Annotated in this window: 15 protein-coding genes; 3 read left to right on the forward strand and 12 right to left on the reverse strand. The window is 65.6% G+C overall.

Going from position 1 to position 20,424, the window contains the following annotated elements:
- Positions 1–5 precede the first annotated feature (5 nt).
- The 4 genes from ACZ522_RS02790 to ACZ522_RS02805 are packed head-to-tail and all read right to left on the reverse strand — an operon-like array spanning position 6 to position 4,360.
- Positions 6–866, reverse strand: a complete 861-nt coding sequence (locus ACZ522_RS02790) for a carbohydrate ABC transporter permease (protein WP_379695062.1) — start codon at positions 864–866, stop codon at positions 6–8.
- Entirely contained in the window at positions 866–1,891 is a 1,026-nt protein-coding gene (locus ACZ522_RS02795) for a carbohydrate ABC transporter permease (RefSeq protein ID WP_379695060.1), read from the reverse strand. The genes ACZ522_RS02790 and ACZ522_RS02795 overlap by 1 nt, the downstream gene beginning before the upstream one ends.
- Entirely contained in the window at positions 1,888–3,084 is a 1,197-nt protein-coding gene (locus tag ACZ522_RS02800; protein WP_379695058.1) for an ABC transporter ATP-binding protein, read from the reverse strand. The genes ACZ522_RS02795 and ACZ522_RS02800 overlap by 4 nt, the downstream gene beginning before the upstream one ends.
- Before the next feature lies 1 nt (position 3,085).
- Positions 3,086–4,360: an ABC transporter substrate-binding protein gene (locus tag ACZ522_RS02805; protein WP_379695056.1), complete on the reverse strand. Its 1,275-nt coding sequence runs from the start codon at positions 4,358–4,360 to the stop codon at positions 3,086–3,088.
- 160 nt (positions 4,361–4,520) lie between these two features.
- On the opposite strand from ACZ522_RS02805, the gene melA reads away from it, so the two are divergent.
- Both melA and ACZ522_RS02815 read left to right on the forward strand, forming a co-directional pair.
- Positions 4,521–5,828: an alpha-galactosidase gene (gene melA, locus ACZ522_RS02810; protein ID WP_379695054.1), complete on the forward strand. Its 1,308-nt coding sequence runs from the start codon at positions 4,521–4,523 to the stop codon at positions 5,826–5,828.
- A 304-nt stretch (positions 5,829–6,132) separates the two neighbouring features.
- Positions 6,133–6,786 carry a bifunctional 4-hydroxy-2-oxoglutarate aldolase/2-dehydro-3-deoxy-phosphogluconate aldolase gene (locus tag ACZ522_RS02815; protein WP_379695052.1) on the forward strand — a complete coding sequence of 218 codons (654 nt, stop codon included), beginning with the start codon at positions 6,133–6,135 and terminating at the stop codon, positions 6,784–6,786.
- Between the two features lie 66 nt (positions 6,787–6,852).
- Here the strand turns inward: ACZ522_RS02815 and kdgK1 are convergent, their stop codons facing one another.
- The 6 genes from kdgK1 to ACZ522_RS02845 form a co-directional block, all read right to left on the reverse strand.
- A complete protein-coding gene (kdgK1, locus tag ACZ522_RS02820; RefSeq protein ID WP_379695050.1) occupies positions 6,853–7,809 on the reverse strand; it encodes a bifunctional 2-dehydro-3-deoxygluconokinase/2-dehydro-3-deoxygalactonokinase in 957 nt (318 codons plus the stop codon).
- A 186-nt stretch (positions 7,810–7,995) separates the two neighbouring features.
- On the reverse strand, positions 7,996–10,029 hold the full coding sequence (locus ACZ522_RS02825; protein ID WP_379695048.1) for a beta-galactosidase: 2,034 nt from the start codon (positions 10,027–10,029) through the stop codon (positions 7,996–7,998).
- A gap of 81 nt (positions 10,030–10,110) precedes the next feature.
- Complete coding sequence (locus ACZ522_RS02830; RefSeq protein ID WP_379695046.1) at positions 10,111–11,241, reverse strand: ABC transporter ATP-binding protein; 1,131 nt, start codon at positions 11,239–11,241, stop codon at positions 10,111–10,113.
- Positions 11,242–11,251: 10 nt separating this feature from the next.
- Positions 11,252–12,088 (reverse strand): carbohydrate ABC transporter permease, encoded by an 837-nt coding sequence (locus tag ACZ522_RS02835; protein ID WP_379695043.1) that lies wholly within the window; start codon positions 12,086–12,088, stop codon positions 11,252–11,254.
- Complete coding sequence (locus ACZ522_RS02840) at positions 12,088–13,107, reverse strand: carbohydrate ABC transporter permease (RefSeq protein WP_379695041.1); 1,020 nt, start codon at positions 13,105–13,107, stop codon at positions 12,088–12,090. The genes ACZ522_RS02835 and ACZ522_RS02840 overlap by 1 nt, the downstream gene beginning before the upstream one ends.
- 176 nt (positions 13,108–13,283) lie before the next feature.
- Positions 13,284–14,636: an ABC transporter substrate-binding protein gene (locus ACZ522_RS02845; RefSeq protein ID WP_379695039.1), complete on the reverse strand. Its 1,353-nt coding sequence runs from the start codon at positions 14,634–14,636 to the stop codon at positions 13,284–13,286.
- Between the two features lie 187 nt (positions 14,637–14,823).
- On the opposite strand from ACZ522_RS02845, the gene lacZ reads away from it, so the two are divergent.
- Positions 14,824–17,967 carry a beta-galactosidase, LacZ type gene (lacZ, locus tag ACZ522_RS02850; protein WP_379695037.1) on the forward strand — a complete coding sequence of 1,048 codons (3,144 nt, stop codon included), beginning with the start codon at positions 14,824–14,826 and terminating at the stop codon, positions 17,965–17,967.
- A gap of 54 nt (positions 17,968–18,021) precedes the next feature.
- Here lacZ and ACZ522_RS02855 read toward each other — a convergent pair whose 3' ends face one another.
- Together ACZ522_RS02855 and dgoD are read right to left on the reverse strand one after the other, a co-directional pair.
- Positions 18,022–18,837 carry an SDR family NAD(P)-dependent oxidoreductase gene (locus ACZ522_RS02855; RefSeq protein WP_379695035.1) on the reverse strand — a complete coding sequence of 272 codons (816 nt, stop codon included), beginning with the start codon at positions 18,835–18,837 and terminating at the stop codon, positions 18,022–18,024.
- A gap of 73 nt (positions 18,838–18,910) precedes the next feature.
- Complete coding sequence (dgoD, locus tag ACZ522_RS02860; RefSeq protein WP_379695033.1) at positions 18,911–20,065, reverse strand: galactonate dehydratase; 1,155 nt, start codon at positions 20,063–20,065, stop codon at positions 18,911–18,913.
- Positions 20,066–20,424 lie beyond the last annotated feature (359 nt).

Raw genomic sequence — 20,424 nt, forward strand, 5'->3', positions numbered from 1 at the left:
GACCGTTAACCCTTCATGCCGCTGAGCGTCATCCCGCGGATGAAGTACCGCTGGGCGGACATGAAGACGACGATGACGGGGAGGACGATGACCGCCGCCGCGGCCATCACCAGTCCCCACTCGGTGAAGTACTGGTTCCGCACCGCGAACAACGCCACCGGCAGCGTATACATCGACTCGTCACTCGCGATGATCAGCGGCCACTCGAAGTTCTTCCAGGTCGTCACGAACGTGTAGATGCCGAGCGTCGCCAGTGCCGGCTTGGCGAGTGGGAGATAGACCTTGTAGAAGGTCTGGAACTCGTTGCAGCCGTCTATCTTCGCCGCGTCGCCCAGCGAGGACGGGAGGTTCATGAAGTGCTGGCGGAGCAGGAAGATACCGAGTGGATTGGCGATCATGGGCGCGATCAGCCCCTGGTAGGTGTTTACCCACCCGAGGTTCGACAGAAGGATGTACACCGGGATCAGCGTCACCATCGCCGGGACCATGATCGTCGCGACGAACAGCAGGAACAACTTCTCGCGGCCGACGAACTCGATCTTGGCCAGGGCGTACCCCGCGAGGCTGTCGAACACGAGGTTGAACGCCGTGACGCTGCCGGCGAAGACGATGGTGTTGAAGAACCACCGGCCGACGGGCTGGGTCGCGAACAGCTCCTCGAAGTTCGCGAGCGTCGTCTGCTCGGGGACGAGCGACACGGACCCGGCTGTGGGGTTCGCACTGAGTGCGGTCGACAGCATCCACCAGAACGGGAGGGACCACAACAGCGCGCCGAGCGTGATGCTTCCGTACAGCAACGCCGTCTTCGACCAGTAGCTGGCACCTGCTCGCTCGTATCCGGGGTAGTCGTAGCTCGATTTGGACATCAGTAAGCCACCTCGTCCTGTTGTTCGATCCGGTAACGGTAGTAGCTGAACACGAACACGACGGCGAACAGGAAGAACGCCATCGCGCTCGCTCGTCCGAAGCTGCTCTGGACGAACGCCGTCTCGTAGATGAGGACGACGACCGTAGTCGTGGCGCGGGCCGGGCCACCCTCCGCGAACGCCAGCGCGATGCCGAACACTTGGAACGTGCCGATGATGGCCAGCACCGTGACGAAGAAGTGGGTGTTCCGGAGGTTCGGCCAGGTGACGTGGCGAATCCGGTCCAGTCCGTCGGCGCCGTCGATGCGAGCCGCTTCGTACAGTTCGTCGGGGATGTTCTGGAGACCGGCGAGGTAGAGGATCATGTTGAACCCGATGCCACCCCACAGGCCGATGAGCATCAACGCGCCCAGTGCCGTGTTCGGGCTGTTCGCCCAGCCGTAGGCGAGACCCACCGGGCGGAGGAACTCGTTGACGACGCCGTTCTGCGACAGGATCCAGCGCCAGATGACGCCGCTGGCGGCCGCCGACAGCATCACCGGGAGGAAGTACGCGGCGCGGTACACCTTCTTGCCGCGGATGCGACTGTCCAGGGCCAGCGCCACGAGGAACCCCCCGATGATCTGGACGGGGACCACGACCGCCGTGTAGGCCACCGTGTTCCGGACGGCGAACCACCAGAGATTGAACGACGGGCTCCGCAGGGAGGCCCAGTTGTTCTCCCACGGGAGCGGTTGCAGTATTTCGACGTAGTTCGCTACGGGGAGCCGCAGACCGAGCACCTCTGTCCAGGCCAGTTTCCCGGTTCCGAGGAACAGGTTCCACTCCTGGAAGGAGAGGACGAAGGCGTACAGTATCGGCCCGAGCAGGAACACCGAGAACACCACCACGTTAGGGATGACGAAGAGGAAGCCGGCGAGGTTGTTCTCCTCGGTCGGCCGATCGACGACCTGACCCACGACCGAGCGGACCGCCGATCCGGCGCGCCGGAACGAAGACCAGATGGACTCAGTAGGCGTGCTCACGGCCGATCACCACCGCTCGTCTCGCCCGCCCCGTCGGCGAGCGTATCGCCGTCCGACCCGGTCGACCTCCCCACGACGCCCGGCGCAGTCTCCTCGGTCCGCGTCCGGTTGAAGACGGCCTCCCCCGTCTCGCCGTCGAACGCGTGGACGTGGTCGGCCGGGAGGGACACTCGGACGCGGTCGCCCTCGCGGACGCGCTGGCCGCCCGAGACGGTTGCGACGATTTCGCCCATCTCGTGGCGCAGGTGGAGGACGTTCTCGCTCCCCATCGGCTCGACGATGCTGGCGGTGAACTCCGCCGTCCGCGGCCCGGGTTCGTCGGCGAGGACGACGTCCTCCGGCCGGACGCCGAGCGTCACCGAGTCGCCGCTGAGATCGGCCGCCAGCACCTCGCGCTGGGCCTCGGTCGGTTCGTACGTGTACCCGGGAAGTTGCAGGTGTTCACCGTCGAACGTCGCGTCCAGAGTGTTCATGGAGGGGGAGCCGATGAACGTCGCGACGAACTCGTTGGCCGGTTCGTAGTACATCTCCATCGGCGTGCCGACCTGCTGGAGTTGTCCGGATTCGAGAACGGCGATGCGGTCGCCCATCGTCATCGCCTCCGTCTGGTCGTGCGTGACGTACACCGTCGTGGCCTCGAGTTCACCGTGGAGCTCCTGAAGCTCTGTCCGCATCTGCGTCCGGAGTTTGGCGTCGAGGTTCGACAGCGGCTCGTCCATCAGGAACACCGACGGGTTCCGCACGATAGCCCGACCGAGGGCGACACGCTGTTGCTGTCCGCCGGAGAGGGCCCGCGGACGCCGGTCCAGTAGCTCCGTGATATCGAGCAGTTCGGCGGCTTCCTCGACGCGACGTGTGATCTCCTCGTCGCCGAGGTCGGTCGTCATCTCCAACCCGAATCGCATGTTCCCCGAGACCGTCTTCTGGGGGTACAGCGCGTAGTTCTGGAACACCATCGCGATGTCGCGGTCCTTGGGCTTCACGTCCGTGACGTCGCGACCGTCGATACGGATTTCGCCCTCGCTGACCGTCTCGAGCCCGGCGATCGTTCGCAGCGTCGTCGACTTCCCGCATCCGGACGGGCCGACGAGGACGAGGAACTCCCCGTCGCGAATTTCGAGCGACAGGTCGTTGACGGCAACGATGTCGTCACCGAACCGCTTCGTCACGTCGTCGAGCGTCGTTCGTGCCATTCTAGAGTTGTTCGTTGATCTGGCGTTCGGCGGCGGTCATAGCAGTTTCGGGGTCCTTGTTGCCGGTCAGTACGGCCTCCGCTTCGTTCATGATGGTGTCGAGGATGGTCGACGTCTTGGGGCCGAACACCATCGGACGGCTGACGTCGCCCAGGTCGCCGAGTCCCGAGAGAAGCGGCCGGTCGTTGTAGAAGTCGCGGTCGAGCAGCGACTGGCGCGAGGGGAGTGCGGTCCCGGTGCTGGCCCACTTCCACATTCCCTCTTTGTTCGTGAGCGCCTTGATCAGATCGACCGAGGCGCCGGGGGCGTTCGTGTTCGCGGACGCGGACCAGGCCGTCGTGAACGAGATAGTCGCTTTCTCGCCACCCTCCGGGACTGGCATCCCGACCTCCGTCGCCTTGTAGATGTCGCCGTAGTCCTGTTCGAGCGTAGACACTGACCACGCGCCGGTCATCGCCATGCTGATGCTCCCGTCGCCCATCGCCGGCGGCGCCCACGTCGCCTCGATGTCGTTGCCGTAGATACCCGCGAGGTCGTCCTCGACGAGTCCGTTGAGGAACTGCATGGCTTCGACGGCCTCCTGGGAGCCGATGACGGCCTCGCTCCCGTCCTCGGAGAGCACGTCGCCGCCGTTCTGCCAAATAAGCTGTATAAGCGTGTTCCGCGGCTGACTCCCGACTGCCATCGGAAAGCCGACGTCGGTCGACTCGCCGATAGCTTCGAGCGCGCTCCGGAGTTCGCTCCACGTCGTCGGTGCCGACACCCCGGCGGTCTCGAGGTGGTCGGTGTTGTAGAACAGGCCGACCGGCGTGAAGTCCTTGGGGATGCCGTACACCGTCCCCTTGTACGTGAACGGCTTTAGTAGGTTGTCGAGGATGTCGTCGAAGTTGTACTCCTCGTCGTTCTTTAGCTCGGACCCGACGCCCAGGAGCGCGCCGTTTCGCATGAATTGGGGCGCCTCGTCGGCGATCATGTAGAAAACGTCGGGCTCCTTGCCGCCGGCGAACTGGGTCTGAAGGTTCTGATAGAACTGCTCGTTGGGCGTGTTCTGGTACTTGACCTTGACGCCGTCCGTCGAATTCTCGTACTCCTTTAGAATGCCGGTCACGATCTCTCGCTCGAGTCCCTCGCCCCAACTGGCGACGGTCAGCGTGGTCGTCTCGCCCGAGCCACCATCGGTGGATTCACCGCCGCCGGTGCCCGCGGTACCGCCGCCGCCACTGTCGCCGCTACAACCGGCGATGCCGACGGTCGCGCCGACGCCGAGCGTTTTCACGAGCGAACGCCTACTGAGATCTGGTGGATATGACTCTGTCATGAGTTGCTCCTTGTCATTGGCGAAGGACTATCCCCATTTATAATTTTCCCACCATTAATCAGTATGTACAGGTGGTCGAACGAGATTTTATTAGCCTCTATCTACGAGAGGAGACCGAATGCCGAAGATCACCTTCATCGGAGCGGGTAGTATGGTGTTTTCCGCGAAGCTCGTGGGCGACATCCTCTCGTTCCCGGAACTCGACGACAGCACGATCGCGTTGATGGACATCGACGCGGACAGCTTAGAGAAGACGGCGCGGGTCGCCGAGGCAATGGTCGCTAACGAGGGGCTCAAGGCGACGGTCGAGTCGACCACCGACCGGGCCGAAGCGCTCGACGGAGCCGACTACGTCCTGAACATGATCAACGTCGGCGGAACGGAACCGTTCGAGAACGAGATCCGCATCCCGAAGAAGTACGGCGTCGAACAGTCCATCGGTGACACGATCGGGCCGGGCGGTATCTTCCGCGGACTCAGGACCATCCCCACGATGCTCGACATCGCGAGCGACATCGAAGAGTTGTGTCCCGACGCCCTGCTGTTGAACTACACGAACCCGATGTCCATCCTCTGTCAGACCATGTTCGAGGCGACGGACGTCGAGACCATCGGTCTCTGTCACAGCGTCCCCCACACGGTGGAGGCCATCGCCGATTACGTCGATATTCCCCAGGAGGACCTCGACTACTGGGTCGCGGGTATCAACCACGTCGCCTGGTTCCTCGAAGCCACCCACGAGGGTGAGAGCATATATCCGGCGCTCCGCGACGCGATGGAGGACCCCGATATATACGAACGCGACACGGTCCGCTTCGAGATGATGGACCACTTCGGCTACTTCCCGACCGAGTCGTCCCACCACATGTCGGAGTACGTCCCCTACTTCCGGACCCGCGCGGAGACTATCGAGGAGATGACCGGCACAGACTACGCCGAGCGTATGCCCACCGCGACCTATCTCGAGGGCTGGCAGGAGCGCTCCGAGCGCCGCGACGACCCGGACCTCGACGTCGACTTGGACGAGGTCTCGGTCGAACGCTCCGAGGAGTACGCCTCCCGGCTCATCCACTCCATCGAGACGGACACGACCCGCCGGCTGAACCTCAACGTCAGCAACGCGACCGACGCGATCACGAACCTCCCGTCGGACGCCTGCGTCGAGGTCCCGGTGCTCGTCGACGGGACGGGCCTGCACCCGTGTTCCGTCGGCGACCTCCCCGCCTCGGTACAGACCTTCCCCCAGCAACACGTCGCCGTCCACCGCCTCGTCGTCGAAGGCGCGCTGAAGAACGACCGTGAGAAGATCCACCGCGCTGTCAAGCAGGACCCGCTGACGGCCGCCGCGCTGAGCCTCGACGAGATTCACGAGATGACCGAGGAACTGCTTACGGCCAACGAGGCGTACCTGCCGGAACTGAACTGAGGGTCGTTCCGCCTCACTGTGCTGACGTCTCACCGCCCGTCTAGCTCGTGGCGTCTCGAACCCCCTGCCGCGGACGGAGTCCCGTGACGACAGGCGGTTGGCGGCTACTTGTTTCCACATCGTAAACGGAGACGCTCCCGGACCACCGCTTCCGAGCGGCGTCCATATCGCCGAGAGAGGTGTCGAACAGGTGGAGACGTCGGCGGCGTCAGGCTGGGTGCCTCTGACAGGAGGGAGTACTGGCTTCGGTACCAGATCGCACCGAGAGCGAACACCTTTTGGTGGTCTCTATCGAGGTCGAACTATGATGAGAAAGCAGGCGGTCCAGCGACAGCTCGTAGAGAGCGGAGTCGTCGCGGTTCTGCGCGGAATCCCCCGGGAGAAAATCGTCGAGGTGGCGAGCGCGATTCACGAGGGGGGCGTCACCGCCCTCGAAATCACGGCCGACGCGGAGCGGTATCCGGAGATGATTTCGGCGGTCTGCGAGGAACTCGACGGGACGGACGCCGTCGTCGGGGCCGGAACCGTCACGGACGCCGCCGCCGCGCGGAACGCCATCGACGCCGGCGCGGAGTTCGTTCTCGCGCCCGACCTGAACGAGGATGTCATCCGCGCCTGCAACCGCGAGGGCGTCGTCTCCGTTCCCGGCATCACGACGCCGACGGAGGCCGTCACCGCGCTAGAGGCCGGTGCCGACATCCTGAAACTGTTCCCCGCGTCGACCGTCGGTCCGGGTCACGTCAGCGCGTTGCGCGGGCCGTTGGGCGACGTCCCCATCATGCCAACCGGCGGCGTCTCGGCCGACGACGCGGCCGACTACTTCGAGGCCGGCGCAGTCGCCGTCGGCGCGGGGTCGGCACTCGTGAACTACGAAGCTATCGAGAACGACGACATGGAGGGCGTCACCGAACAGGCCGCCGAGTTCGTCGAGGCCGTCGAGGCCGCCCGGTCGGACTGAACCGTCGCCGGGGCGTTCGGGAGTGACCGAGAGTTCGGCGGTTCTCGCTCGGTTCCCGCCGGCGTCTCACCGGTCGATTCCGCTCCCACCTTCCTCCCGGACGCGGGCTATCTCCTCGGGCGTCACGACCGCGAGGTCGCCGTCGAGCGTTCGCTTGACGGCCGCCGTCGCCGCGGCCGTCTCCAACGCGTCGTCAACGGTGTCGCCGTCGAGTCGCGCCGCGATGTACCCGCCGACGAACGCGTCGCCGGTGCCTATCGGGTCGAGTGTGTCCGCCTCGAACGCCGGTTGTTCGAGCACCGTCTCGCCCGTCGCGGCGACGGCGCCGTCGGACCCCCGAGTGACGATCACCGTCTCGTGCCCGCCGTCGCGTCTGAGTTCGTCGGCGACGGACTCGGCGGTTCCGCTCCGGTCCAGCACCCGTTCGGCGTCGCGCCGGGCGACGACGAGGACGTCTACGTGCGGGAGGAGGTCGGTCAGCGTCTCCCGCGCCTCCTCCGGCGACCAGAGTTTCGCCCGGTAGTTCACGTCGAAGTACGTCGTGAGGCCCTCGTCGGTCGCGCGGCGGAGCAACGCCGCCGTCGTCTCGCGGAGGCGCGGCGAGAGCGCCGGGGTGATTCCGCTGGTGTAGAACGCGTCGGCGTCCGCGTACAGGTCCTCGATCGGGAACTCCTCGGGCGTCGCGGTTCGGACCGCCGCGTCCTCGCGGTCGTAGATGACGGTCGTGCCGCGGGGGTCACGCCCCCGTTCGATGTAGTACGTCCCCATCCGACCGTCGTCGCTCCACGATATCTCCGTCTCGACGCCGTTGGCGGCCGCGTCGCGGACCGCCCGCCGACCCAACGCCGAGTCGGGGAGTTTCGAGAGCCAACACGCGTCCGCGCCGAGTCTCGCCGCCGCGACGGCGACGTTGCTCTCCGCGCCCGCCGAACGGAATTCGAGTTCGCGCGCCGTTTCGATTCGCTCGCCCGCCCGCGGAGACAGGCGGAGCATCGTCTCGCCGAATGTGAGCAGTGAAGCCATCTTTGTCACTCGTCTCGCTACTCCCCGCGACGGCGGATGCGATTGTAAGCGTTCCGAACGACGCCGTACGACCCGTTCGGACGCCCGCACGAACAGACACCGTGACGGCGAGTGAACGGGTCTATCTCCGAGATGGCGGTCGAAAGGGACTGTCCGTCGGGGGTCGTCCCTCGGCGGAGACGGCAGTCACTCCGATAGCGGCGTGAGCGACGCGGGGTCGGCGTCGGTGACGGCGACGTCGTAGGGGCCGACGGTCGACCCCCCGAGTGCCCACTCGGCGTCCGCGGGCGCGTCCACGGACATCGAGTCGCCGCCGAAGTTCGCGATCCACGTCAGGCCGCCGCGGCGTGAGACGCGGACGTGCGCCGGGAACGCGTCCGTGGTTTCTACCCCGGCGCGGTCCAACAGGTCGCCGACCACCGCGCCCGCGAGGTCGGAATCCGGCCACGTGCCGACGTAGGTGACGGAGCCGTCTCCGACGGCGTTGCGGACGATAGCCGGAGTGCCGTCGGCCATCGTGCCGTCGTAGCGACCGGTCACCTCGGCACCCTCCTCGGCCGGCGACAGCCACTCGTTCCAGACGCGACAGCCGAACTCCCGGCCGTCGTAGACGACGGTTCCGTCCATCGCGTCGGGGACGCTCTCGTGTTGCTCGACGTCGGCCCCGACGAGAGAGCGCAGGGGGCCGGGTTGCGCGGCGTCGTGGAGTTTGTCGTACGCGTCCTTCACGCCGGACCGCATCGTCACCAGCAGTTCGCCGCCGCCCTCGACGTACGAGGTCAGCGTCTCGGCGAGTTCGTCCGTGACGAGGTACAGCGTCGGCGCGACGACGGCGTCGTACTCCGCTAACTCCGCGGTCGGCGGCACCACGTCCACGTGAACCGACCGCTCCCGGAGGGCCGCGTAGTACGTCTCGACGTGCCGCCAGTAGTCGAAGTCGGGCGTCATCGGTTCGATATCCAGCGCCCAGAGGTTGTCGTAGTCGTGGAGGAGGGCCACGTCGGCGTCCGGCGTCGAGAGCGACGACCCGTCGGCGTCGTCCCCGGCGACCGACGCGAGTTCGTCGAGGTCCGACGCCGCGTCGACGGCGTCTCGGTACCCGCGGTCCGGGGTGCCGTCGCCGTCGAGCAGACCGCTGTGGTACTGTTCCTGCCCCATCCGGCACCGACGCCACCGGAAGTACGAAACCACGTCCGCGCCGCGCGCGACGGCGTAGAGCGCCCACAGGCGCATCGCGCCCTCGCCGGGTTGCGGCGAGTACGGCGGCCAGTTGATGTCGCCGGGTTGCTGTTCCATCACCCAGAAGGGGGCGTTGGCCGCGCTTCGGTACAGGTCGTGGTCGAGTCCGAGGTTATCGGGGTTGCCCGCGCGTAACTCGTCGTTCGAGACTGCCTCGCGTTGCACCTGCACGTGCCCCGTCGGGTAGGAATCCCACGACGCGAAGTCCAAGTCCGCCGCCACGTCGTAGGCGTCGAGGTCGTCGTGGGACATGAAGTTGTGCGTGACGAACCACTCGTCGTTCGCCTCGCGCAGGATCTCGACCTGGAGTCGGTTGTACTCCACGACGCTGTCGCTGCTGAATCGGTCGTAGTCGAGCAACCGCGAGGGGTGGTGGTCGGCGGCCGTGTGCCGCGGCGGGTCGACCTGCGCGAAGGAGTTCAGCGTCTGACTCCAAAACTCGGTGCCCCACTTCTCGTTGAGTTCGTCGACGTCGCCGTACTTCTCGCGGAGCCAATCGCGGAACGCGCCGGCGCAGTCGTCGCAGTAACACCGGAGCGTCCCGTGGCAGCCGTACTCGTTGTCGGTCTGCCACCCGGCGACCGTCGGGTTGTCGGCGTACCGCTCCGCGAGTTTCTCCGTGATTCGACGGGTCTCGCGGCGGTACTCCTCCGAGTTGTAGCAGTAGTGACGCCGCCCGCCGTAGTGTCGGGTCGTCCCGTCGGCCTCCTCCTGCAGTATCCCCGGATGCTCGTCCACCAACCACTTCGGCGGGGAGGCCGTCGGGGTGCAGAGGACCGCCCGCATCCCGTACTCGCCGATGAGCGAGACGGCGCGGTCCAACCACTCGAAGTCGTACGTTCCTGGTTCCGGTTCCATCCGCGCCCACGCGAACTCGCCCATCCGGACGTACTCCAGTCCGGCGTCGGCCATCCGTTCGACGTCCGCCTCCATCCGTTCCTCCGGCCAGTGCTCCGGGAAGTAGCACACTCCTATCGACATACGAACCAGTATCTCCGGGGCGGTATAAGAACGTGAGGGTGTTCGCAACGAACGATCGTGAGCGACGCTCCGAAAAGGGTGTCAGACGCTGTTTTTCTTGACGTACTGGTCGTAGTCCACGTCGGTTTCGCTCGTCTTGGTCTTGAGAGCCTCCTCGGTGGTCGCGTCGAACAGATAGAGGTCCTCCTCCTCGAAGTCGAAGCTGACCGCCGTCCCCTCGGCGGGGCGCATCTGGCTTTCGACGCGAGCGGTCAGGTCCACGTCCCCCATCTCGGCGTAGAGGAAGTTCTCGTTGCCCATGTTCTCGACGACGGTCACTTCGCTCGGCATGCACCCCGCGGAGGCGGGTTCCATGTCCTCGGGGCGGACGCCGACGCGCACTCGGTCTCTGTCCGCGACCGGCGACCCGTCCGTCAGGGCGTACGTGAACCCGCCGGGCCCGACGAGGGTGTCGCCGTTCACCTCCGCGGTGAACAGGTTGATGCTGGGGCTCCCGATGAACCCGGCGACGAACTCGTTGGTCGGCGAGCGGTACACCTCGTTGGCGGTGCCGACCTGCTGGAGCTTCCCCCCGTTGAGGATGGCGATTCGGTCGCCCATCGCCATCGCCTCCACTTGGTCGTGAGTCACGTACGCGGTGGTGACGCCCAACTCCTGTTGGAGCTCTTGGAGTTCGGTCCGCATCACGGACCGGAGCTTGGCGTCGAGGTTCGACAGCGGTTCGTCCATCAGGAACACCTCCGGGTCGCGGATGATGGCGCGCCCGAGGGCGACTCGCTGCTGTTGCCCGCCGGAGAGCTCCTTCGGTTTGTCGTCCAGCAACTCCTCGATGCCGAGCAACTCGGCGACGTCCTCCACCTTCTCGTCTATCTCGTCGCTCGACTGTTTCGTCGAGAGCTTGAGGGGGAAGCCGATGTTCTTCCGCACGGTCATGTGCGGGTACAGCGCGTAGTTCTGGAACACCATCGCGACGTTCCGTTCCCGCGCGCGTTGGTCGGTCACGTCGTCCCCGTCGAACTCGATACTGCCGTCCGTGACGTCTTCGAGTCCGGCGATGCAGCGGAGCGTCGTCGTCTTCCCGCACCCCGAGGGGCCGACGAAGACGATGAACTCCCCGTCCTCGATGGTGAGGTCGAGGTCCTCGACCGCCACTATCTGACTGCCCTCGTCGCCGAACTCCTTCCGAAGTTTCGTGATGTCGATTGTTGCCATTGTCTTGTTCCTATTGTTTGACCGAACCCGAGAGGATTCCTTTGATGAAGTACTGCTGCAGGAAGATGAATATCAGGAAGATGGGGATGATTCCGAGCGACGTCGCGACCATCACCTGATCGAAGTACACCCGCTGTTGCCCGACGAGCTGCGCCAGGGCGAGGGGGATGGTGAACATCTCCTCCTCCTGGAGGATGACGAGCGGGTAGAGGAACGCCTGCCACTGGTTGAGAAAGAGGATGATAGCCAGCGCCGCGAGCGACGGGAGCATCGTCGGCAGCGCGATCTTGTAGTACAGCTGGAACTCCGTCGCGCCGTCCATCCGCGCCGATTCAAGCAGCGCGTCGGGGATGGCTTTCATGTTCTGCCGCATCAGGAAGATCCCCAGCGGGTTCGCCGCCCACGGGAGAATCACCGCGAGGTACGAGTTCGTCCACCCGATCTGCGTCATCAACAGGAACAGCGGGATGATGAGCAGCTGAATCGGGAGGACGAGCGTCGCCAGGATGAAGTAGAACAGCGGTTCCTTGAACTTGAAGTCGTACTTCGCGAACGCGAAGCCCGCCATCGAACAGAGGACGAGCGACAGCGCCGTGTACGAAACGGAGATGATGAGGCTGTTACCGATGCTCCTGACGAAGTCGACGTTCTCCTGAAGCGCTCTGAAGTTCTCCAGGTAGTGCACCCCCGGAAGGAGGCGGGGGGGCCACGAGAAGAACTCCGACTGCGGAATCGTCGCGGCGACGACCATCCAGTAGATGGGTATCAGAACGAGCGCCGTGATAGTCAGGAGGAAGATGTAGCTCCCGAACTTCCACAGCGCCTCCTTCTTCGCTGCCTGCCGCATTATTCGGTCCCCCCGTACTGGATTTGGACTATCGACATGGCGCTCACGAGGAGGACGAGCGCGACCGAAACCGCGCTCGCGTATCCGAGGTTGAGTTGGAGGAACGCCTGCCTGTAGATGTACTGTACCATCGTAATCGTCGCGTTGGACGGACCGCCGCCGGTGATGACGAACGGCTCGGCGAATATCTGGAATGTCCCGATGGTCGAGGAGACGACCACGAACAGGAGCACCGGCCGAAGCTGCGGGAGCGTCACGTAACGGAACTTCTGCCACCGCGACGCGCCGTCCACTTCGGCCGCTTCGTACAGCTGCTCCGGGACCGTCTGGAGGCCGGCCAGCAGGATGATCATGTTGTATCCGAGCCAGCGCCACGTCACCGCGATGACGAGCGTGATTCGCGCCCACCACGCGTCCCCCAGCCACGGAATCGCGTCCGCGCCGAGGGTCTCGAGGATGTAGTTCACCAACCCGATGTCGCCGTTGAACAGCAACAGGAAGATGGTGGAGTACGCGACGAGACCCGTCGCCACCGGGAGGGCGATGAGCGTCCGGAACAGCCCCTTCGCTCTGATGAACTTCGCGTCCAGTACGAGCGCCGTCGCGAGGCCGAGAACGACCATCAACGGCACTTGGACGAAGAAGATGAACGCGGTGTTGAAAAGCGACTGGTGGAACAGGGAGTCCTCGAACAGCAATCGCGCGTAGTTGTCGAGTCCGACGAACTTCAGGTCGGCGATCCGCGGTATCGTTATCTCGAGGACCCCGAGGTCGATGGTCAGGAGTATCTCGTTGGACGCGCCGAGGTACTGGAAGAACGAGAGGTACACCGTGTACACCGTCGGGAACAGCAGGAACACCCCGAACAGGATGAAGAACGGCGAGATGTAGAGGTACGGGAGGGCGGGAATCCGCGGGACGATCTCGGAGACCCGCTGGCGACGGTATCGGAACTGGTCGGCGAACCGCCGGTACGCGCCCGACGAACGGACTCTCGATTGAATCGCGTTCAGGACCATGAGACGGTCACACCTCCGTTCGTCCGCGGCGACGGGACCGGCGGCGGTCACCGATTCGCGCCGCCCCCGTCTCGGGACCTCCGCTCGCCGGAACGCGGCGTTCGCTCCTCTCTGCGACCGTTTCTGTCGTGCTTTGGGTCATTGGTGTGGTGGCTGCGGTTCGGGACGGGCGCGCGTCATGCTACGTCGCGACCGCTACGGTCGGCGACCGTCTGTGCAGCGTCCTTGACGGCCTTCTTCGGCGACTTCTTGCCGCTCAACACGTTCCCGACTTCCGTGTTGATGGCGTCCTGCACCTCCGGCGTGTCGGTCGTGTAGCGGTACGGCTCTATCTCCCTCGCGACCTCCGCGAACAGGCGGAAGACGGGCTGTCCGCCGTAGAAGTCGAGCTCCTCGTCGTAGATGTCCGACTCGTAGGCGGTCGTCAGCGACGGGAAGAGTCCGTACTCCTGGAGCATCGTGTTCTGTACCTCGGGCGTGGTCATCGCGTACTCGATGTAGTCCCACGCGCGGTTGACGACCCCTTTGTCGCTGATCTGCGCCGGAATCGCCATGTTCGAACCGCCGCGGTTCGACGCGCGGGTGCCGCCCTTCTCGAACGCCGGCAGCTTGTACACGCCCCAGTTCCCGGAGGTGTCCGGGAGCTCCGCCCTGAGGGTGCCGTCCATCCACGCCGCGGTGGGAATCGACGCGAGCGTTCCCTCGGAGAACGCGGTGAACCACCCGCCGGACCACATCTCGATTCGCTTCGTGATGCCGGCGTCGTGCATGTCCTTTATCAGTTGGACGGCGCGGACGCTCTCCTCGCTGTGGATGTTCACCGCGCCGTCCTTCGTGAACGGCTGTCCGCCGAGTTGGCGGAACAGCATCCGCCACATCTGCGGCACCTCCTGCGTCGGGATGTTCACCATCGCCACGCCGTCGGGGAGTTGTTTCCCGGCCTCGATGAAGTCGTCCCACGTCTTGAGGGACGTGGGGTCGATACCGGCCTCCTCGTAGCGGTCCCGCTTGTAGAACACGCCGGTCGGGCCGATGTCCCACGGAAGCGCGTAATCCTTCCCGTCGACGCTGACGGTCTCCCACTTCCCCTTGACGATGTCCTCGCGGACGCCCGCCTCGTCGATTCGGTCGGTGAGGTCCATCAGGCCGTTCTTGCTCCCGAAGGCCGTCACGTCGTAGTTCTGGATGGCCGAGAAGTCGGGCGCGCCGCTTCCGCTGGTGATCGCGGTCTGGAACCGCTGTTCCCACGTGTTCCCGCCCATCTCCTCGACCGAGACGTTGGCGCCCTTCTTCTCGTTGTACGTCTCGGCGGCGTTCGCCAGCGCTCTGGCGGCGATGTTCCACGCCCACCCGTTGGCGTCCGACGCCATCGCCGTTCCCGACCCCCCGCCGCCGGTGTTCGTCCCGCCGGACCCTCCGTCGGTGCTTCCGCCGGTACTGATACATCCCGCTGCGCCCGCCGCGCCGGCGAGTCCGAGCGCCTGCACGAACTGCCGACGGCGTACACTAGGGTCTGCAGAGTCTGTCATGGTTAACCCACCGCAAACATTAGGATGGGGATATATTAATGTTTTGGCACGAGGAGTTCCGCGGAACGCCGACGGACCGCGAGCGGCCGCGAACGACTGTGTGTCGGCACATCGTGTCTCTCTCCACCGCGACGATACCCTCTCAATCGAAAGAACCATACGCGCTCGATGTGCCACGTACTGGCACATGGGTGACGACTGGCAAGCTCCCGAAATCATCGGCAGAAACCGCCTCCGTCCGCACGCGGACGTGCTACCGTACGACGACGTCGAGACGGCACTCGACGGGGCGCGCGGCGCGTCGCGGTGGATTTCGCTCCTGAACGGCGAGTGGTCGTTCGCGCTGTCGGAGACGCCCGCCGACGCGCCGGCGGACTTCCACGACCCCGAGTTCGACGCGAGCGACTGGGACGACATCGAGGTCCCGGTGAACTGGCAGGCGGCGGGGTACGGGAACCCCCACTACACGAACGTCGTGTACCCGTTCCCGATGGACCCGCCGCACGTCCCGACGGAGAACCCGACCGCCTCGTACCGCCGCGCGTTCCACGTCCCCGAGGAGTGGGACGAGAGGCGGATTCGCCTGCACTTCGAGGGCGTCGATTCGGCGTTCCACCTCTGGGTGAACGGCGAGGAGGTGGGGTACAGCGAGGGGAGTCGCCTCCCCGCGGAGTTCGACGTGACCGAGGCGGTGACGCCCGGCGAGAACACCGTCGCCGTCCGGGTGTACAAGTGGTCCACGGGGAGTTACCTCGAAGACCAGGACATGTGGTGGCTGAGCGGTATCTTCCGGGACGTGTACGCCTACGCGCTTCCGGCGACGCACGTCGAGGACGTGGACGTCCGAACCGAACTGGACGACGCGTACGAGGACGCGCGCCTCCGCGCAGCGGTGGAGGTGCGCAACGCGGGCGAAGCGTCCGCTACCGCGGACGTAGAGGCTGAACTCGTGGACGAGAACGGCGACGCCGTCCCGGTGTCGCTACCGAGTCGGTCCGTCGCCCTCGACGCCGACGAGGCGACCGAGGTGGCGTTCGAAGCCGAGGTGGAGGATCCCGAGAAGTGGACCGCCGAGACGCCGAACCGCTACGAACTGGTGGTGACCGTCTCCGAGGGCGACCGTTCCACCGTCGTCACCCAACCGGTCGGCTTCCGCGAGGTCGAACTCCGCGACGGGCAACTGCTGGTCAACGGCGAGGCGGTGACGATTCGCGGGGTCAACCGGCACGACTTCCACCCCGACAGGGGCCGGGCGGTTCCCATAGAGGCGATGCGCGAGGACGTCGAGATGATGAAGCGGCACAACCTCAACGCCGTCCGAACCGCCCACTACCCCAACGACACCCGGTTCTACGACCTCTGCGACGAGTACGGTCTGTACGTCCTCGACGAGACGGACATCGAGTGTCACGGGATGGAGTTCGCCGAGTCCATCCAGCATATCAGCGACGACCCCGACTGGGAGGACGCGTACGTAGACCGGATGGTTCGGATGATAGAGCGAGACAAGAACCACCCGAGCGTCATCATCTGGTCGCTGGGCAACGAGTCCGGGTTCGGCGCGCACCACCGGACGATGGCCGAGGTGACGCGCGAACGCGACCCGACGCGGCCGATACACTATGAGGAGGACGTCGAACAGGAGGTCGTAGACATCGTCGGCCCGATGTATCCGACGCTCGAAGAACTCGAAGCGTGGGCCGCCGAGGAGGACCCGGACCACCCGGTGATTCCGTGCGAGTACTCCCACGCGATGGGGAACGGGCCGGGGAACCTCCGGGAGTACTGGGACCTGTTCTACGAACACGACCGCCTGCAGGGCGGGTTCGTCTGGGACTGGTTGGACCAGGGCATCCGACGGACGGCCGAAGACGGGACGGAGTGGTTCGCCTACGGCGGCGACTTCGGCGACGAACCGAACGATGCGAACTTCAACATCAACGGCCTCGTCTTCCCCGACCGGACGCCCTCTCCCGGCCTGACCGAGTACAAGAAGGTCGTCGAACCGGTCGTCCTCGACGCCGACGACGTCGAACGCGGGCGAGTGACCGTCGAGAACCGCTACGACTTCCGGTCGCTCGACCACCTGACCGCGACGTGGCGGGTGTCGACCGACGGCCGACTCGTCCAGAGCGGTACCCTCGACCTGCCGTCCGTCGCGCCCGGCGAGAGCGACGTCGTCTCCGTCCCCGTCGAGAGCGAGTACCTGGACGAGGACGGCGAACACGTCCTCGGCGTCGAGGTGTCGCTTTCGTCCGAGACGGCGTGGGCGGAACGCGGCCACACCGTCGCCACGGGCGAGTTCGAACTCCCCGTCGGCGGCGACCCCTCCCACCCCGTCTCCGCCGCGTCGTCGCCGCTTCGGTGCGAGGAAACCGAGGGGGGAATCGTCGTCTCGAACGCCGAGTTCGAACTCGTCTTCGACGACACGTACGGCGTCGTCGATTCGCTGTCGTACCGCGGGCGGGACCTCCTCGAACGCGGGCCGCGGGTCGGGATGTGGCGCGCGCCGACGGACAACGACCGGGGGCTACCGCTTCCGAGAACGCTCCTCTCGACGCTGATGAAGCGTTACGAGGCGGAGGAGACGCTCGGGCCGCAGGACGTCCGCTCCATCGGGTTCGCGCAACTGTGGCGCGAACACGGACTCGACAGCCTCCGGTTCCGCACCGACGACGTGACGCACGAGGTTCGCGGCGACGAAGCGGTGACCATCTCAGTCGAGGGGCGACTCGCGCCGCCGATATTCGACCACGGGTTCGGTGTCGAGCAGACGTACACCGTCGCGGACGACGGCACGATAACGGTCGAAACCGAAGTCGAACCCGAGGGCGACCTGTCGGTGCTCCCCTCCCTCCCCCGCCTCGGGTTGGACCTGACGCTGGACGGCGACTTCGACAACGTGACGTGGTACGGGCGCGGCCCGGGCGAGTCGTACGTCGATAGCAAGGAGGCGAACCTGCTGGGTCGATACTCCCGAACCGTCGAGGAACTGCACACCCCGTACGTCGCCCCGCAGGAGAACGGCAACCGGACGGACACCCGGTGGGTGACGTTCACCGACCAGCGCGGGATCGGCGTCCACGTGGCGGGCGACGGGACGTTCGACTTCAGCGCGCACCGCTACAGCACCGACGACTTGGAGGCCGCCGACCACCGACACGAACTGCCGCGCCGCGACGACGTGTGGGTGTCTCTTGACCACGCCCACTGCGGACTCGGGTCGGCCAGTTGCGGCCCGCCGACGCTTCCGCAGTACCGCCTCGAACCAGAACCGACGGCGTTCACCTTCGAACTTCGCCTGTTCACGACGGACGGGGAAGCGCTCTGAGTCGCCTCGTCCGAGAATCGCGCGACGACCGGTTCGACCTTTTCTTTCGGGGTATCACTCCGCCCGCGTTCGGTAGTCGCGGTAGATTTCGTCCTGCATGACGGCCGTCCGCCCGCCGTCCACGAGGATGCTCTCGCCGGTGACGAACGAGGCGTCCTCGCTGGCGAGGAAGGCGGCTACCCCGGCGACGTCCGCCGGCGTCCCGAGGCGGCCGACGGGGTGGATGTCCTCGGTGTACTCGTACCGGTCGCCGAGTTCCTCCTTCGTCCGCGTGATCTCTATCCACCCCGGGTTGATGGTGTTGACCGTGATGCCGCGGGGGCCGAGTTCCAACGCCAGCGCCCGCGTCATCCCGTTTATGCCAGCCTTGACGGCGTTGTAGGGGAACAGTCCCGGCATCGTGAGGTAGGCGTGGTTCGACGACATGTTGACGATGCGCCCGCCCTCCGGCATCCGTTCGGCCGCGTGTTTCGAACAGAGCCAAAACGAGCGGAAGTCCGTCTCGACGACGAACTCCCAGTCGTCCATCGTCGCGTCCTCGGCCGTCGTCTCCGTCTGGACGCCCGCGTTGTTCACGAGGACGTCGATACGGCCGTACTCGTCGACGGCGTGTTCGAGTAGCGCCTCTATCTCGGCGGCGTCGCGCATGTCCGCCGGGACGAACGTGGCCTCCCCCCCGTCCTCGCGGATGGAGTCGGCCACCGCCTCGCCGGCGTCCCGTGACCGGCCGTTGACGACGACGGACGCCCCCTCGGCCGCGAACCGACGGGCGACTCCCTCGCCGATGCCGCGCGTCGAACCGGTGACCAGAACCACCCTGTCCTCGTGTCTGCCTTCGACCGCGTTCGCTGTCGGAGTAGGCGCTGTCATGCGTGTGCACAGCGTACGAGGGGGTCCGTAAATAAATTTCGAGCAGAAAGCGGAAGAGAACGAGCGTCGGGGGTTACCACTCGGTGATGCTGCCGTCCTCGTGCCGCCAGATGGGGTTGTGCCAGTTGACGGTCTTCTCGGACTGTTCGCGGACGTACTCCTCGTTTATCTCGATGCCGAGGCCCGGCGCGTCGGGGACCGACACGTACCCGTTGTCGTACTCGAAGACGGTCGGGTCTTCGAGGTAGTCGAGCACGTCCGACGTCTCGTTGTAGTGGATGTTGAGGCTCTGCTCTTGGATGAGCGCGTTCGGCGTGCAGGCGTCCACCTGCACGCACGACGCGAGGGCGATGGGTCCGAGCGGACAGTGCGGCGCGAGGGCCACGTCGTACGCCTCGGCCATGCTCGCTATCTTCTTCACCTCGGTGATGCCGCCAGCGTGCGAGAGGTCCGGTTGGATCACGTCCACGGACCCGTCCTCGAACACCTCCTTGAAGTCCCACCGGGAGTACATCCGCTCGCCGGTGGCGATGGGAATCGTGGTGTGGGCGGCGATGTCCGGAAGCGCGTCGTTGTGTTCGGGGAGGACCGGTTCCTCGATGAACATGGGGTCGTACGGTTCGAGGGCCTTCGCGAGGCGCTTGGCCATCGGCTTCGTCACTCGGCCGTGGAAGTCGACGCCGATGTCGACGCCGTCGCCGACGGCCTCCCGAACCTTCCGGAGTCGATCCACCGCGGCCTCGACCGTCGCCGGGTTGTCGACGCGTTCCAGTTCCTCGGTGGCGTTCATCTTCAGCGCCGAGAAGCCCGCATCAACCTTCTGTGTGGCCTCCTCGGCCACCTCGGACGGTCGGTCGCCGCCGATCCACTGGTAAACGCGGATGCTGTCGCGCGCCGCGCCGCCGAGGAGTTCGTACACCGGCGCGCCGAGACTCTTCCCTTTGATGTCCCAAAGCGCTTGGTCGATGCCGGCGATGGCCGACATCAGGACGGGGCCGCCGCGGTAGAACCCGCCCCGGTACATTGTCTGCCAGTGGTCCTCGATCGGGTTCACCGGTTCGCCGAGGAGGTGGTTGTCCATCAGTTCCTCGACGGCGGCGCGGACCGTGTGGGACCGACCTTCGACGACCGGTTCGCCCCAGCCGACGGTTCCGTCGGCCGTTTCCACCCGGAGGAACAGCCATCGAGGGGGTACCTCGAAGAGTTCGTAATCGACGATCTGGTTCATCGTTGCTTCATCTCGCCTCGTGGATTGGGTGTCCGATTTCATAGTTGTTCCGCAGGCGCGCCTTCGAAGGCGCAGTCGTACCGGTTACCGCCGGAGTGTGCGAACGGTACCGGTGGGTGTCTCGCCGCCGAACGGTCGGTTCCGTTGCCGAGGCTCTCCGACTCAGCGGACCGAAACCGCGTACTGCGGTACGCCGATCACCAGCACAACATCCTTAGTGATAATACATAAACGTTCTCCATACCCGAAATCGAGCGGCCGGCGAGAGCCGTTCACCAGCGGAGAACGATTCGGCGGGATTTCCCCGTCGATCCGTCCGTTCGCCCCATCGGTCGAGCGGAATATCACTATCGACTGCA

This window comes from Halopelagius fulvigenes, assembly GCF_055398025.1.